The 15,016-nt window shown below is 45.9% G+C and carries 17 protein-coding genes; 1 reads left to right on the top strand and 16 read right to left on the bottom strand.

Features of this window, described 5'->3' with window-relative positions; translation table 11 throughout:
- Nucleotides 1–169 precede the first annotated feature (169 nt).
- From ACQUQM_RS05090 to ACQUQM_RS05035, 12 genes are all read right to left on the bottom strand, one after another.
- Complete coding sequence (locus ACQUQM_RS05090; RefSeq protein ID WP_432473405.1) at nucleotides 170–1,153, bottom strand: AAA family ATPase; 984 nt, start codon at nucleotides 1,151–1,153, stop codon at nucleotides 170–172.
- Complete coding sequence (locus ACQUQM_RS05085) at nucleotides 1,150–1,467, bottom strand: hypothetical protein (protein WP_432473404.1); 318 nt, start codon at nucleotides 1,465–1,467, stop codon at nucleotides 1,150–1,152. Before ACQUQM_RS05085 ends, ACQUQM_RS05090 begins: the two co-directional genes overlap by 4 nt.
- Nucleotides 1,460–1,867 carry a PilZ domain-containing protein gene (locus tag ACQUQM_RS05080; protein WP_432473403.1) on the bottom strand — a complete coding sequence of 136 codons (408 nt, stop codon included), beginning with the start codon at nucleotides 1,865–1,867 and terminating at the stop codon, nucleotides 1,460–1,462. The genes ACQUQM_RS05085 and ACQUQM_RS05080 overlap by 8 nt, the downstream gene beginning before the upstream one ends.
- Before the next feature lie 1,035 nt (nucleotides 1,868–2,902).
- Complete coding sequence (locus ACQUQM_RS05075) at nucleotides 2,903–4,627, bottom strand: Na(+)/H(+) antiporter subunit D (RefSeq protein WP_432473402.1); 1,725 nt, start codon at nucleotides 4,625–4,627, stop codon at nucleotides 2,903–2,905.
- The gene (locus ACQUQM_RS05070; RefSeq protein WP_432473401.1) at nucleotides 4,620–4,874 is read right to left on the bottom strand and encodes a hypothetical protein; all 255 of its coding nucleotides are present in this window, start codon (nucleotides 4,872–4,874) and stop codon (nucleotides 4,620–4,622) included. Before ACQUQM_RS05070 ends, ACQUQM_RS05075 begins: the two co-directional genes overlap by 8 nt.
- The gene (locus ACQUQM_RS05065) at nucleotides 4,875–6,404 is read right to left on the bottom strand and encodes a monovalent cation/H+ antiporter subunit D family protein (protein ID WP_432473400.1); all 1,530 of its coding nucleotides are present in this window, start codon (nucleotides 6,402–6,404) and stop codon (nucleotides 4,875–4,877) included.
- Nucleotides 6,401–7,936, bottom strand: coding sequence for a monovalent cation/H+ antiporter subunit D family protein (locus tag ACQUQM_RS05060; RefSeq protein ID WP_432473399.1), 1,536 nt, complete (start codon nucleotides 7,934–7,936; stop codon nucleotides 6,401–6,403). The genes ACQUQM_RS05065 and ACQUQM_RS05060 overlap by 4 nt, the downstream gene beginning before the upstream one ends.
- The gene (locus ACQUQM_RS05055) at nucleotides 7,936–8,292 is read right to left on the bottom strand and encodes a cation:proton antiporter subunit C (protein ID WP_432473398.1); all 357 of its coding nucleotides are present in this window, start codon (nucleotides 8,290–8,292) and stop codon (nucleotides 7,936–7,938) included. The genes ACQUQM_RS05060 and ACQUQM_RS05055 overlap by 1 nt, the downstream gene beginning before the upstream one ends.
- On the bottom strand, nucleotides 8,289–9,266 hold the full coding sequence (locus tag ACQUQM_RS05050) for a DUF4040 domain-containing protein (RefSeq protein ID WP_432473397.1): 978 nt from the start codon (nucleotides 9,264–9,266) through the stop codon (nucleotides 8,289–8,291). The genes ACQUQM_RS05055 and ACQUQM_RS05050 overlap by 4 nt, the downstream gene beginning before the upstream one ends.
- On the bottom strand, nucleotides 9,266–9,598 hold the full coding sequence (gene mnhG / locus ACQUQM_RS05045) for a monovalent cation/H(+) antiporter subunit G (RefSeq protein WP_432473396.1): 333 nt from the start codon (nucleotides 9,596–9,598) through the stop codon (nucleotides 9,266–9,268). The genes ACQUQM_RS05050 and mnhG overlap by 1 nt, the downstream gene beginning before the upstream one ends.
- Nucleotides 9,599–9,621: 23 nt before the next feature.
- Nucleotides 9,622–9,888 carry a monovalent cation/H+ antiporter complex subunit F gene (locus tag ACQUQM_RS05040; RefSeq protein ID WP_432473395.1) on the bottom strand — a complete coding sequence of 89 codons (267 nt, stop codon included), beginning with the start codon at nucleotides 9,886–9,888 and terminating at the stop codon, nucleotides 9,622–9,624.
- A complete protein-coding gene (locus ACQUQM_RS05035) occupies nucleotides 9,885–10,361 on the bottom strand; it encodes a Na+/H+ antiporter subunit E (RefSeq protein WP_432473394.1) in 477 nt (158 codons plus the stop codon). Before ACQUQM_RS05035 ends, ACQUQM_RS05040 begins: the two co-directional genes overlap by 4 nt.
- Nucleotides 10,362–10,690: 329 nt before the next feature.
- Here ACQUQM_RS05035 and ACQUQM_RS05030 point away from each other — a divergent pair, with 329 nt between their 5' ends.
- Nucleotides 10,691–11,623: a LysR substrate-binding domain-containing protein gene (locus ACQUQM_RS05030; RefSeq protein ID WP_432473393.1), complete on the top strand. Its 933-nt coding sequence runs from the start codon at nucleotides 10,691–10,693 to the stop codon at nucleotides 11,621–11,623.
- Nucleotides 11,624–11,959: 336 nt separating this feature from the next.
- On the opposite strand, the gene ACQUQM_RS05025 is transcribed toward ACQUQM_RS05030, so the two are convergent.
- From ACQUQM_RS05025 to ACQUQM_RS05010, 4 genes are all read right to left on the bottom strand, one after another.
- A complete protein-coding gene (locus ACQUQM_RS05025; protein WP_432474798.1) occupies nucleotides 11,960–13,147 on the bottom strand; it encodes an NAD(P)/FAD-dependent oxidoreductase in 1,188 nt (395 codons plus the stop codon).
- A 73-nt stretch (nucleotides 13,148–13,220) separates the two neighbouring features.
- Nucleotides 13,221–13,469, bottom strand: coding sequence for a CDGSH iron-sulfur domain-containing protein (locus tag ACQUQM_RS05020; RefSeq protein WP_432473392.1), 249 nt, complete (start codon nucleotides 13,467–13,469; stop codon nucleotides 13,221–13,223).
- 370 nt (nucleotides 13,470–13,839) lie between these two features.
- Nucleotides 13,840–14,286 (bottom strand): hypothetical protein, encoded by a 447-nt coding sequence (locus tag ACQUQM_RS05015; RefSeq protein ID WP_432473391.1) that lies wholly within the window; start codon nucleotides 14,284–14,286, stop codon nucleotides 13,840–13,842.
- Nucleotides 14,287–14,723: 437 nt separating this feature from the next.
- On the bottom strand, nucleotides 14,724–15,008 hold the full coding sequence (locus ACQUQM_RS05010; RefSeq protein WP_432473390.1) for a hypothetical protein: 285 nt from the start codon (nucleotides 15,006–15,008) through the stop codon (nucleotides 14,724–14,726).
- Between the last annotated feature and the right edge of the window lie 8 nt (nucleotides 15,009–15,016).

The following is a 15,016-nucleotide window of genomic DNA, read 5'->3' as shown; positions in this document are numbered from 1 at the left end:
GACTTAATCGTACCTTCCCCAGGTAGTTTAAAAACGTTAGCATCTGCATCAACTGCTGCTCTGCCCCCCCCTGCCATTGCAAATTCCTACAAATACTCCACGATGCACAAATGAGCTGAATGATTTCCATCCGTCATTTTATATTTTAATGTTCTTTTAAAACAGTCGCTTACATAGTTGGAATGACTACTCCCTGATTGCCTATCACGCCTCCAAGAAGGATAGTCTTATCATTGGTAATAGTTCTTACCAATGCCGCGTAATCCGCAGCGCCATCACCATCGGGGAGAAACTCAAAGATTGTTTGCCCATGGGAAGGGGTGCGACTTAATTGCTCATCATACCTTATTGGGGTGCATACCTTATCCCCATAAAGACTTTGTAGTTTTCTATAGATATCCTTAGGTTGCTCTACCCGTGTATCAAGAAAGGTTGGAAGGATATAGGTCAGATCAATTTGTTTGTATTTTTTTATAGCATGAAGGTTTTTAGTGAATTCAGCCAAGCCATGCAGGGACATTACCTCAAGCGAAACTGGCGTAAGTACTTCAGTGGAATAGAAAAGAACGTTTACTGTCAGTTGATCCCACCCAGGAGAAGTATCAATAATTACAAAATCAAAATCTTTGTCCAGGCCATCCAAAGCCTCCGTCAGAGTCCACTCAGCGCCAAAACTCTTTTTGTCTATAATACGCTTAACCCCCGCAAGTGATCTGCCACCACTTAGCAGCGAAAGGTTTGGTCTGGCCTGCACAATAGCCTCTTCTGCACTAAGCTCTCCAGTTAAAAGCTCTGTCAAACCCGCCTGAGGCTTTTTCCCCAGAAGGAAAGATGATTGACCCTGAGTGTCAGTATCTACCAATAAAACCTTATACCCAGCCATAGCCAGACCGGCACTCAGGTTTACAGCAGTTGTGGTTTTGCCAACCCCCCCCTTGCTTAAAGATACACAAATTTTTCTGGTACTCTTCGGGCTTTTCTGAGGTTCAGAAATTTCTGGCGGAACAGGCTGTATGATATCGCTATGATCCAGGTTTATCTGAAATCTATGATTGCATGCCTTACACCGCACAAGTAATCTTTTCTTTGAAGCAATCTTGCTTGCATCTGCACGATGCCGTCGAGAACAATTTGGGCAAACAATAATAGTCATAGCTTAGCCTTCTTCAGATCTTCCATGATTGCATTTAACGCAACCTTTGCGAGTCTTGGAATAGATACTTCTGTCTTCGACTTGGAAGTAACTTTAAGACTGATTTTTCCCTTTAGTTTCCATATAGAAATTGCAAACTTGTCACTATCTTCTTGCCAAACAAGTTCACCCTGATGCTTACCTGCTTCGCGTTTGTCGATATTTTCAGCATCACTGAAAATTAAATTATTAAGCAACTCCAGCTCTTCAATATCATCATTAACATCATCGTTAAGTAACAAACCCATAATGTCGATTTGTTCTTGTTCAGGCATATTTAAACATCTCTTTTCGCAGGGCAAGTAAGGCTTGCTCTATGCTATTACTGATATCTTCATCAATATTTAACCAATGAATACCGCATATCCAGTTCCCATCACAATCAAGAGAAGTGTGTACAACTTTGCCCACCAAACCTGCAAAAATTTTGTCTCCAAAAATTATCTTACATGCAGACTTGATGTCACCGAGGGAGATAGGCGTCATTGCCGGAACTTCTATAGAGACTCCTTCAATGCTCATATCAAGTAAGGGATAAGTATTGCTGTCAAATTCCAACAAAAAATTTTCTTTATTCTTCAAGGGCAACCGGTAGGATTTTCTAGAGACGCATCCTGACTCAGGTTTACTTTCAATTTCTTCAAATTCTAAGGTGTCATCACTTATAAGTTGCATCTAATGACCTCAATTAACATGACCTTGTATTCCCACATGCAAAAAAACAACAATAGCTTTTTGCTATTGTTCACAAAAAGTAAATAAGACTGCCGCATAAAGTGAAGGGTTCGAATCAGAGATAAACGGAAATCACAGCCTAATACTATAAAAGCAATTACTTATGGGTTCCTCAAGAGTTTCACCTCTTAAAATGGGTATTTGGATATGGGCTGAAACAGCGTAAGCTGGCTCATGTAAGAGACCGGATACAAGCAAACAGTTAAACCTAAAATGCCAACCACAAAACGCTTGCAATACCAGTGGAGCCCATACAAAGGTGCGATTAAGTCCCGCCGCATGAGGCAATGCCCAGCTTAGTGTTAGCCAGGATCAGCGCATAGAATATCAGCTCTGTTTTACCGATTTAGAGCATCGACAAAAGCGTCAGAGTGGGCCAGATAATAAGAACATAGGATCAGTGCGCCTGCATGCCAGGGAATTGGTATGCAGACATGCAAAAGCAGTAACGAACTAGCGTATTGTTGCTACTTTAAGCCGGGAACCGCTTATTCAGAATCGATAACCGACTTAAATTGAAGTATCCCAAGAGGACTGACTTCGTTTTCATTCCAATTGTCCTGGTTTTAATTTTTTAAATACAATCATGTATTGGGGTATTTAAAACGAAGACAAAGCCAGGCTGTAGCCCGCCATGGTTTGGCGGGTATTTTAACACTAATAATGGAGTCAAAACGAAGACAATCTGCAAGCCCCGTATAACGGGGGCTGAACATACTCAGTTATTGCTTTTCCCAGGCCCATCATGACCTCAAATTACAGGCTTCACTTTCGGCAAACAGACAGCATAATCCTGCAGCTTTTTTGCAACCTTGCCATCGGCTTAACTCTACCCTGCCGGTTCACCAATAGCATTCCAGTCATCACAGATACTCCATTAAATATTCTGATCATCTGACTCAAAAGCTCAGTAGGAAACCTTTGCCATAACGATGAACCCGTAATGTTTATCTTACACTGAAGTACTCAGATTGATCAGAGCAGATCAGGTATGTAATAAAATATCAGATAGATCGCCAGCAATACCGCGACCCAAACGACCATTGTTTCAGTTGGCCAGAGCCTTGCGAAGTAACCTTTAGGTTTGCCTGACTCTGAATCATAGGAATTCTGGACCATCTGTCTGATAGAAATGGCTACAGACTTTTCAAAGTTGACATAAGTTCCGTAGGTTGTACTCGCAACCCTTTTTGCAAAAGCCGGCGCAAGCCTACGGTATAACCAATCAGCATCGAGATTGGTCGATGGCAACTCAGGCGGATACATATTCCGCAGGTTCAGCCATACAAACGCAAGCGCCGAGAAGAACAGCAACTGAAGCTGAGTTAACACGTGGGTAACATCATAGGGCTGATAGCTATGCTCCCAGGGTAACAGGGCGTAAACCGTTTGTGCCGGGAAAGTACCTAATACAACACAGCCTATTGCGGCTAATGTCATGGCAAAAAGCATATTCTTAGGCGGCTCTGTTGTACGAATACCCGAATCGTGCGCAAAGAAAGCAAAGTAAGGAATCTTGATTCCTGCGTGGTGGAATACACCTGCAGCAGCGAATAATAACAACAGCCAAACGACATCATAGCCTTCAGCAACGGCAGCAGCCATGATCATCGACTTAGATACGAAACCGCTGAACAGTGGGAACGCGGAGATAGAGGCTGCTCCGACAATACAGAGTATGGTAGTTTTGGGCATACTCTTATATAAACCACCCAGCTCTGAGCCATTGATTTTTCCCGTCATGTGCAATACCGCACCCATGGTCATCATCAATAGACCCTTAAAGATAACGTCATTAAAGGCGTGAGCTACGGCACCATTTAAGGCAATCGCAGTACCGATACCAATACCTACTATCATAAAACCGACCTGATTGATCAGACTATAGGCGAGTACGCGTCGAAGATCGTTTTCGATTACTGCGAAGAAGATTGGAAAACACGCCATAGTGACGCCGATCCAAACCAGAATTTCCTCACCTGGAAAACCACGGGCAAAAGCGTACACCGCAACCTTCGTCGTGAATGAAGCTAAGAAAATTGTACCGCTTGGGGTAGCCTCAGGATAAGAATCGGTGAGCCAATTGTGCATAAAGGGAAACGCACACTTGATGCCAAAGGCGAAGAAAATCAACCAGGCACCAATTTGGGCGATGCCTTCATGTTGCAAGCCGATTTGATTGAACAGCAAACTGTTGTTTACCTGAGCGAAAATCAAAAGGCCTACGAGTAACAAGACGCCGGACAATACCTGAATGATCAGGTAGCGAACGCCAGAAGAATAAGCGCGATCCGTGCGGCGAGCCCAGATAAGGAATACCGAGGTCAGTGCAAGCAGTTCCCAGAATACGAATAGAGTAAGCAGATCGCCAGCAAATACTGCGCCTACAGCGCTTGCAGCGTAAGCCAGGCCGGCTACATGCTGGATCGTATCTTTTACATGAAGAGCATAAATAACGGCTATCAATGAAGCGATATGGAAGAGATAGCCAAACATCAGGCTGAGTTTATCTACCTTTACAGGCTCCAGGGCATAACCCATAAATTCAACAGACCAGAACACGCCATGTTCCATGCCCATAAGGTTGATAGCACCCAGGATTGGCGCCACTAACATTATCAGATTACGCAACCAGCCTCGCAGCACAATTGCTGCCAGGGCCCCAAGCAGCAGAGGAAGAAACGGTATTACACTATTCATCGTAGTAATCTTCCCCACGCATCAAAAATTTACGCATCTCTTTAGCTATCAGTACCAGAACCACACAACCAACAAAACCATAGATGGCATAAAAAGCCGGGATGTTTTCCCAGTCGTGGTAAATATGTCGGTGCACAATAAAATCAACCAGGACTAACAGGCCGCAAATAACATAGAAAACTTTTAACAATTTCCTAACGTTTTCTGGCTTATCAAACCAGCCATCTGAATCATGGTTATCAGACATTTAGCCTTCCCCCATATTCGTTGAAGCTCTCATATCCGTTGAAACTCCCGGAATCAAATTAATGAGTTCGACCAGGGGCTGAAGATAGAAAAACAGTGCCAGGCAACAGGCAGAAGTAATGGTCAGGGCAACCAAAATAGGTAGCGGGGCTTCCTTAGTCTGCGACCAGCTCCAGGGCTCTGCACCTTCAATGGGCTTAGTAAAAAAAGCCTTGATAGGAATCGGTAACAGGTAAGCTATATTCAATAAAGAACTCACCATCAAAACCGCCACGATAATGAGCTTATCCGTTTCTAATGCGCCAATGGCGAGATACCATTTACTCCAGGTACCGGCCATAGGTGGCAAACCGATAATACTGATTGCCCCGATAGTAAACGCGGCGAAAGTAATGGGCATTTTTCGACCTAAACCAACCATATCGCTGATGTTTTTCTTATGGCTGGCGACCATAATGGCACCGGCACAGAAAAACAGCGTGATCTTACCGACAGCATGAGTAGCAATGTGCAAGGCAGCACCGGCACTGGCGATTGAAGATGCGAGAAGTGCACCTACCACGATATAGCTAAGCTGACTTACTGTTGAGTAGGCCAGTCGTGCCTTCAGGTTATCCTTGGTCATGGCAATACAAGATGACAGTAATATTGTCGCCGCGCCGATATACAGCATGATATCGGTTGTCGCCAGATCCTTCAGGCCTTCAATACCAAAGATATAGATAACAACTTTTAGGATACTAAATACGCCGGCTTTTACGACAGCAACCGCGTGCAATAACGCACTTACCGGGGTAGGAGCAACCATCGCAGCGGGTAACCAGCGATGAAAAGGCATAATAGCCGCTTTACCAATGCCGTAGCAGAACAGAACCAGCAGAACACTGAGAACAACCTTACTATGTGAGTCATCAAAAATACCACCAGCACGAAAATCCAGCGTTCCCGTCATGGCATACGTGCCAAGCACCGCCAATAGTAGGAATGCGATTGAGGTACTCAGAAGAATACCCAGGTAGATCCGCCCCCCCTGTTTCGCCGCATCGTTGCCAGCGTGGGTCACCAAAGGGTAAGTGGAGAGGGTCAGTACCTCATAGAAAATGAACAGCGTAAGCAGGTTTCCTGAAAAGCTGATACCCATGACAGAACTAATTGCCAGTGCAAAACAGCAGAAGAAGCGCGTCTGGTTTTCTTCGTTATGACCTCGCATATATCCGATGGCATATATGCTGGTGACAATCCACAGAAAACTGGCAACAAGGGCAAATAGTACACCTAAAGGTTCAACATTAAAGCTGATTCCAAGCCCCGGAAACAGTTCGATCACATCTAAGCGGAGCGTTGTTCCCTGGAAAGTGTAATCGGTAATTGCCAGAACAATACTGAACAGTATTGCTGCTGTTATCAGTGTTACAGCTTCACGCAGATTGGGTATTTTTCCTGTCGCGATAACAAGTAGCGCACCAATAAACGGAACACAAATAGATAGTGTAATTAACTGTGCCGGTTCGAGTGCTTGCCAGAGATTCATGAAGAAGCCTCCTGCACATTACCTTCCAACACCTTACTTTCAAGCATATTGTTAGTTTGGAAAAGCCATTCAGATGCACTATTCGCCGCTTCGGTCGTCAGGCTGGTATCAATACCGAAATAGATGTTGGCGATGACAAGTACCCACATAGGAACCAGCATCAGCCAGGAGATCTCTTTAATACTTTCTGAATTCCGCGATTCAGGTAGTTTTTGAAAATAAGCAGCCTCAAGAACCCGGCCAATATAGATAATCGCAAATAGTGAACCGATCAATACCAACGCTGCTACAATCCAGTTACCCTGCTCCAGGGCCGCTGTAACTAAATACCATTTGCTAACAAAGCCAACGGTAAGCGGCACGCCAATAATACTCAGTCCAGCGATGGTGAACGCCGCCATTGTCAGAGGCATTTTCCGGCCTAATCCGGCAAAGGCTTTGATATCGACAGAACCAACGCGATAAAACACTGCACCCACAGCCATAAACAGTGCCCCCTTCATCAGCGCGTGGTTAAAAATATGGATCATACTGGCCATGAGTCCGGCCACACTTACCAGGCTAAGCCCAAGAATCATATAGCCAATCTGCGCAACACTACTGTAGGCAAGAATGGTCTTAACGTTGCTTTGTACGGTTGCCATGTAGGAGCATTGAAAGATAGCCACAACCGCCAGCACCATCAGGATAAGGCCCATCCCCATATCAACAAATACATGGTCAATGCCGAAGACGGTGAAGATAAAGCGGATCATGACGTAGACCGCAACTTTTGTAGCGGTACTGGCCAAAAATGCTGTCACTGCCGAAGGCGCATGGGTATATGCCGGTGGTAACCACATGTGCAATGGGAATAGTGCAAGCTTAATGCTGACACCAACCATGATAAACGCGAGCCCGGTGTTAATCGTACGACTGCTATCGTAAAGGTCAATTTTGTCAGCGAGATCCAGCATGTTCAGGGTGCCGGTCTTCATGTAAAGCAAGCCAACACCGATCAGGATAAAGGTCGCACCGATTGTGCCCATTACCAGATAACGGAATGCTGCCGTCAGACAACGCCTGTCCGATGCCAGACTCACTAAGGTGTAGGTCGCCAGTGAAGAGATTTCCAGGAACACAAAGAGGTTAAACGCATCGCCTGTTATCAGTATGCCTGAAAGGCCCGCAAGGCATAGTAAGTGTGCGGTGTAGAAAAGTGAGTGATTTGAAGCTTTCACCTCTTTTTCTATGCTCTCTTTCGAATAAACCAGCACCAGTGTTGAGATAGCAGTTACCGCCAGCAGGACAAAGGCATTGGCAACATCAACTCGTAACTCGATCCCCCAGGGAGGCGCCCAGCCGCCGACGGCATAGCTGAGCACACCATCAGATAGTGCTGCTGTCAGCAGTTGCCAGGACAGCAGAAATGCGAGGCCACTGACCAGGGTGGCAAAGCCCCAGGAAACTATTGATCGACCCAGAATAAGTGTTACAGGTGCTGCAATCAGGGGCAGAATGATAGGAAGCGCAGCTAAATGTTGTTCAAGCATCAGATGGCATCATCCTTGTTTTCAAATTCGTTCTCTTCAACAGTGCCATAAGCGCGTTTAATCCGGACTATCAGTGAAAGACCCACTGCCGTAGTGGCAACACCAACAACAATGGCTGTAAGAATAAGGACATGGGGAAGAGGGTTGGAATATTGAGAGACTCCCTCAGCGACTATAGGCGCTGTGCCTCCGCTAACCTTGCCCATGGATATATAGAGCATGAAGACAGAGGTTTGAAAAATATTCAGACCTACAATTTTCTTAACCAGATTGTTGGCAGAAATAACAATGTAAAAACCGGCCATCATCAAAAAAACGACGATCCAGTAGTTGTAATAATCGAGAATAAAGCTCACTGGACGTTTGACCTCTCAGCCTGACTGCCAAAGGCATAGAAAATATTCAGCATGACCGCAAACACTGTAATACCGACACCCAGCTCAATAATGATGATGCCGTAGTGTTGACCGGCTATTGGGTCTGCAGCGAGTTTATTGTAATCAAGGAAGTGACCACCTTTATACATACTGTACAAACCGACACTGGCATATAGCAGCACGCCAAAAGAAGCCATCAACTGTAAGAATTTAGGTCCTACTACTGCGAACGCATTGGCTAGCCCGAAAACAAGAGCGTACAAAATAAAAGCGGCTGCCGCGATTACGCCTGCCTGGAAGCCTCCACCGGGGCCAAAGTCGCCATGAAACTGGACATATAGGGCAAAGAGAATCACAAGAGGAATAATGATTTTAGCAACCACATGCAGCACTCTGTGTGATTCCAGGCCCGATTCAAGGTCTTTTTTCTTATTGCGTCTTACCCCTAGCAAAGAGAGAACACCAATAACTGCGGAGAATACTACGACCGTTTCACCCAGCGTATCGAAGCCGCGATAACTCGCTAACACAGACGTGACCATATTCGGCAAGCCAACTTCTTTAGGTGACTCTTCTATATAACGTGGTGCGACATGTTGATGCACTGGATTATCGGGATGCCCGAAAGGAGGCATATCGAGTGTGCCATAAATTAACGCCGCACCAGTGACGAAGACAACAAAAAGCGGTAGTAACGTAGAGTGCTTACTTGGTTTCTCTTTTCGGCCAGTCAGCGCCAGCGTCCCGAGCATCAGAACTGTAGAAATACCAGCACCAACTGAGGCTTCAGTAAAGGCAACATCAACCGCATCAAGGTTCACAAATATCAAAGCCGATAGAAAACTGTAGATACCGAACAACATTACGACGGCAAACAGATCTTTTAAGAAAATGATTCGCAAGGCGGTCAGTGCAAGCATTGCCAGCAGCACCAGATCAATAAACTCTGCCATTACTGAGCTTTCTCCTGTTTATCTTCTGTGCTTGTTTCTGCCAATGTAAGCAATCCACCATGACGAGCAGATTTTGCCAGTGCATGTGAGGCCGTAGGGCTGGTAATCATTAGAAACAGCAGAATAAACACTAACTTGGCCGTATTCAGATCGAATGAGGTTTGTAACAGCAAACCACCAATAATCAGGATGGCGGCTATAGAATCGGTGACACTGGCCGCGTGTACCCGGGTGAAAAAGTCAGGAAATCTGAACAGCCCGACAGCGCCACTCAAGCCAAAAAAAACACCTGCGAGAAGCAGTATGCTGCTGAAAATGTCCAGGAAATGCATGGCTTACCACTTATAATCAGTTGTCATTCAATTGGCGAGGTATATTCGAAGAATCGAAGTACCGCGACCATCCCTATAAAGTTTATAAGCGCATACACTATGGCGATATCCAGAAAGTCCGGTCGCCCCATCAAAAAACCAATCGCCGCAATAAATAAAACGGTCTTGGTACCGAACATATTAACGCCAAGGATACGGTCGTAAACCGTAGGAGCTTTAAATGCTCTGGCCAGGGCAATCGCCATAACGACCAGAATAGCGATGCATGCCGCCGCAAGAATATCCGTCATTTGTTTTGACCCCAGATACCCGTAATTTTCTGCTCCATATAGCCTTCCTCTAGCTCTTCAAGAGACGATTTTTGCAGTGCATGGACGGTCACCTCACCCTCTTCCAAATCCACACTCAATGTACCCGGAGTCAGTGTTATTGAGTTTGCATACAGAACACGACTGCTTATTGGAACGTCCTTAGCGTTTATTTTTGCTATGGCGGGTGAAACCTTGTCTGGTGAACCCCAAATTAGTTTCGTTACATGGATACCAGAACTGAAAATCTGCCCAATCAGCCAGGGCATATATCGAATAAGCCGAAGGCTTGTACCGATCTGCCTTGACTCATTTTCGACTTCATCCATACGCTTGAGGATAAAAAGCACTACCACAACAGATAATGCACCGAAACTTAGCAATAATGGTTCGATGAAGCCGGAAAGCAACAACCAGAATATTGAAAGTACTACCGCCCATTTGATGATATGCATGTAATACCGCTCCACTTTATTCCCGAAATTATTCTTATTTTGACGAGCTAGGATTACCGACCTTTGAGGCCTTCAATCATCCCTGTATTACGGCAGTTCACAATCAATGGAAACCGACCAGACAGACCTTTGTTATCAGCAAAAAGTGCTCTCCGGAATTTCAGAAGGCCTTTAACGAGTCAATCCACTGAGGCTGATTTCATAATTCCAGATTAAATATGCGGCCTAATATAGCGATGCTGTAGCTGATAGCTCAATAGAGATTATTTAATTTTATTGATAGCATAATCCTATCATCTTATAGATCATATTCCCGAGGAATTACAATTATGGCTCTGGAAACACCGACCATAAAACAGCTGGAATACTTTGTTCGCCTGGCCGAATCCACCACTTTCCGTGGTGCTGCAGAGCAGCTCAAAATCAGTCAGCCAACCCTTACAGCTCAGATTTACAACTTGGAAAAATCCTTAAACCTGACTCTGGTTGAGCGTAGCCGCAGCGGCGCTACCCTGACGCCTGCGGGTAGGGAATTGCTGGCTAACGCCCGACAGGTGCTTGAGGAGATGAACGGTCTTCTGGACCAGGCAGCGATGATGAATAACGGGCCGGGAGGAACCTTCCGTATGGGGGTATCACCCACGGTCGGCCCCTACCTGCTTCCGCATATCTTACCCGGATTACATCAAACCTACTCGTCTTTAAAACTCTACGTCAGGGAAAACATGCCTAAAGCGTTAGAGCTTGATCTGCTTGAGGGAAGACTGGACCTGGTACTGATTCCCCGACCATTTGGCAACCCTCGCCTGACCACCGAGGTACTGTTTGATGAACCACTTAAACTAATTACACCAGAAGATCACCCACTGGCTAAGTTAAAGAGAGTCAAAACCCATCACCTGCGCGGTCAGAATATACTTACGCTGGAAGAGCAATACAGTAGCTACCACCAGATAGAGCTAATGTGTTCGGAGCTGGGTGCAACGATTGCAAGGGATTACGAGGGCAGCAGCCTGGATGCCCTACGTCAGATGGTGATAATGAGGATGGGGTTAACTTTTTTACCCTCACTTTACATCTATTCTGAAATACACCAGCCCCAGGGGCTGAGCGTCAGGGATGTTGAAAATCTGAATCTGCATCGTACTCATGTATTAGCATGGCGTCAGAACTCTCCAAATCGTAGTTTTTACAGACAATTGGCAGAGCTGATTCGCACACTAGTGAAAACCAGTCTATATGATGCCAAATTGAGTTTTTGACCATACTGAATTTGACAAAAACCTCTCGAACCGTTTATTACTTTGAATCCACAGCCCTTAGGGAACCTGCGATTAAGTTTCATTTTGAGTGAGGCTGAAACCTAGAGCCTAAAAGTCGTGCAATGAAGTACGGGAATTAACGGAATACTGGGTACGGGAATACAACAAAGAACGTCTCCATGCCCCCCCCTAAATGATCTGACTACAGGGGGAGTATCTGGCTAAACATTCATTGTCGGAAAGATCTAAATATGCGTGTAACTAATTAGGAGAGTTTTTCAGGATCCAGAAGTATTAACGGCTAAACTGTCTTGGTTTTAAATACACCAATACACATCAGACAAACTGCCCGGCGCAGAAACCAGAGGCCCAGGCCCACTGGAAGTTGTGGCCGCCAAGATGGCCGGTGACATCCAGACATTCACCGATGAAGTACAATCCAGGCACTTGTTTGGTTTCAAGCGTCTTAGAAGATACCTGGTCGACCAGGATACCACCCAGCGTGACTTCAGCCGTGCGGTAGCCTTCGGTGCCGCTGGGTTTAACCCGCCAGTGGTGGAAGCGCTCGGCAATCGCCGACAGTGTTTTATCGTCAAACCGATTGAGAGCGCCTGACAGCTCCCACAATTCGCAGAACACCTGCGCCATACGCTTACTCATCAGCTGCGCCAGATGGGTCTGAATATCCGCCTTAGGACGCTCAGCCTTGGCTTTAATCAACCACTGACTCAGATCCAGCTCAGGGAACAGGTCCAACTCAACTTCAGCACCGGGCTTCCAGTACGAAGAGATCTGCAGAATCGCAGGCCCGCTTAGGCCGCGATGGGTAAACAGCATATTCTCTTTGAATTCTGTCTTGCCGATTCTGGCTATAACCGGATGCGATACGCCGGCTAGCTCTTTAAAGCGGTTGAGATCATCAGGCTGTAGTGTAAAGGGTACTAATGCGGCTTGCAGTGGTGTCACTTCCAGCTGAAACTGCTGCGCCAGATCATAGGCAAAGGAGGTCGCACCACCATTCGGAATTGAGAGACCGCCGGTTGCTATTACCAGCGACTGGCAGTGCAGCTTGCCGCGACTGGTGGTGATAATAAAACCGGCTTCTTCCTGTTCTTGCTTGTCGACCCGGGTCACTGTGGTTTCGGTTCTGACCTCAACGCCAGCCCAGTCACACTCGGTTAGTAACAGCTGCAGAATCTCTTTGCTGGACTCATTACAAAACAGCTGCCCCAGCGTCTTCTCATGGTATTCAATACCGTGACGCTCCACCAGCTCGATAAAATCGTTTGCGCTGTAGCGACTCAGGGCTGATTTGGTAAAATGGGGATTAGCACAAAGAAAATTATCCGGCGCGTTATGGATATTGGTAAAGTTGCAACGACCGCCACCGGACATCAGAATCTTACGACCTATTTTTGCAGTATGCTCCAGCACCAACACCGAACGCCCACGATACCCCGCACTGGCCGCACACATAAGACCCGAAGCTCCCGCTCCGACGATAACTACATCGACCTTTTCCAAGCTGCTCACACCTAACCGTAAAAAAAGCCGTATTCTACACTGTTAGTACTTTCTGCGCGCCTGCAGAAACTCACTATTCCCTTTTCTTGTGACTACCATCGCACAACGGCGGCGTACCGGTTTGCTTACAACAACAGAGAAACACAGTTTCAGATTTTTGAGCGACAAACACCACAGGATCTAATCCAGTCCCCTGATGAGAACCATCACAAAAAGGCTGGGTATTTGAACGCCCGCAAGCACACCAGCAATAGGTCTCACCCTCAACCAGATCGACCTTGATAGGCGCATCGCCGGCGCGATGTACTTCAGAGTGGGACATAACATGACCTCCACTACAGCCTGCAGTTAAGCCTGCAAACACCCATAAACCTAGATTAGGATTTTACTAAGTGCAAAGCCTTCGCTCAAACAATCAGCTAAACACAAAAGTTCAGCGCTCAAAAAACTTCGACCTCAGGTCTTTTTCAGGCTTTATCAAACAATCACTTAACTCTGTTTTTGAGCATCAATAGCTGGACGGGTTGCATCAATGAATGAGAGGTAACCGTTTTAGCTTAAGAATGCCAGCAGCAGACAGCGTGCCGACAGCCTTAAAAACGGCTTGAAATATTTTTCACACAACAAGTTCCGACCCATTAGCTATCCGATCAAGAGCTAACCAAAGCCCTGACCGTATTGAATTAAGGAACCTAAACCAACATGCGGTATAAAATCAGGATAATAGCCCCAAACAAAACCAGAGATATGAATTTTGTAACATCCGGTACAAAACGCGCTAATAATAAGGGGCTGATGACGATTCCAGCCATAAGCATAAGGTAAAACCCAGCCGCTTCGGAACCGACAAACAGAGCTTTAATCTCATCGCCGAGCAAAAAGAACAGGCCTATACCAGCCAGCCCCCCCACGATCAGGCTGAACGCATTATTAGATCTGCGTGAAGAAGAATCCACTGTACCGGCATTATCTGCCTGATTAGTGGTTGATGAACTATCGTTGATACTGGATAAATAACGCGTTCCCGGTTTAATACCAGAGCCGCCACACTCTGTACATATACCGCCGAACTCGGCAATTCCGGAAGCGTTCTTAACGGTACGGTGACCCGTGCCGTTACAGTAGGAGCAGTTAGCCATACATCCCCCCGTTGATGTTAAGAGCCCCCTTCACTCAGTTAATGTCAATTGACAATAGTATAGTTGTCCTATGCCATAAGGACGTTGCATTCGATTCATAATTAATCTGGAATCACCTGACAGTTGTACAGCTGTATATACACTGCTATCGCCTGGCCAAATACCTATAGTTAAACGCCTTTAACCCTCCACATTGCTGCAATAGCGCCGGATTCGAGCTTAATCAGAAATAGTTATGCCTCAAAACAGACTGTCGGGAACCAGAGTCAGGCCTGACACCGAGGGTATCAGCTGTATGAAAAGAAAAGCATTAGGGAGCGAATTGTTCAAGCTATGCGTATGGGGAGGGAAAATATCAGGGGAAACGTCATTTCCCCATCAATAAACCGCATAATATCTCGCCCTGGTCGACACGAAGGATCAAACCAGGGATTGAATTATTCTTCGTTATCGGTTTCCGGCTGATCAGCCTGTTCAGACTGCTGTTTTTTCAATCGACGAATCTTATCCGCCAGCGGCGATTTACGCTGCTCTTGGTTATTACCATTATCAGCTGCCTCGATCTCTTTCTGATAGACCGACTTTACCTTGCGCTTCTGCTCAAGGTTCTTGCGCTTACGGCTTTCATAACTATCAGGATCGGCCATTTTTTCACTGCGTCGCTGAACATCAATAAATACTGTCTGACCGCCGCCGCTACGTTTTTTCTTCTTTCTACTCATCTCTATTC

It is taken from the genome of Amphritea sp. HPY, from assembly GCF_050870985.1.
GTDB lineage: Bacteria > Pseudomonadota > Gammaproteobacteria > Pseudomonadales > Balneatricaceae > Amphritea.
The sequence above is the reverse complement of the archived record's forward strand: the minus strand, read 5'-3'. Positions and strand labels throughout refer to the sequence as shown.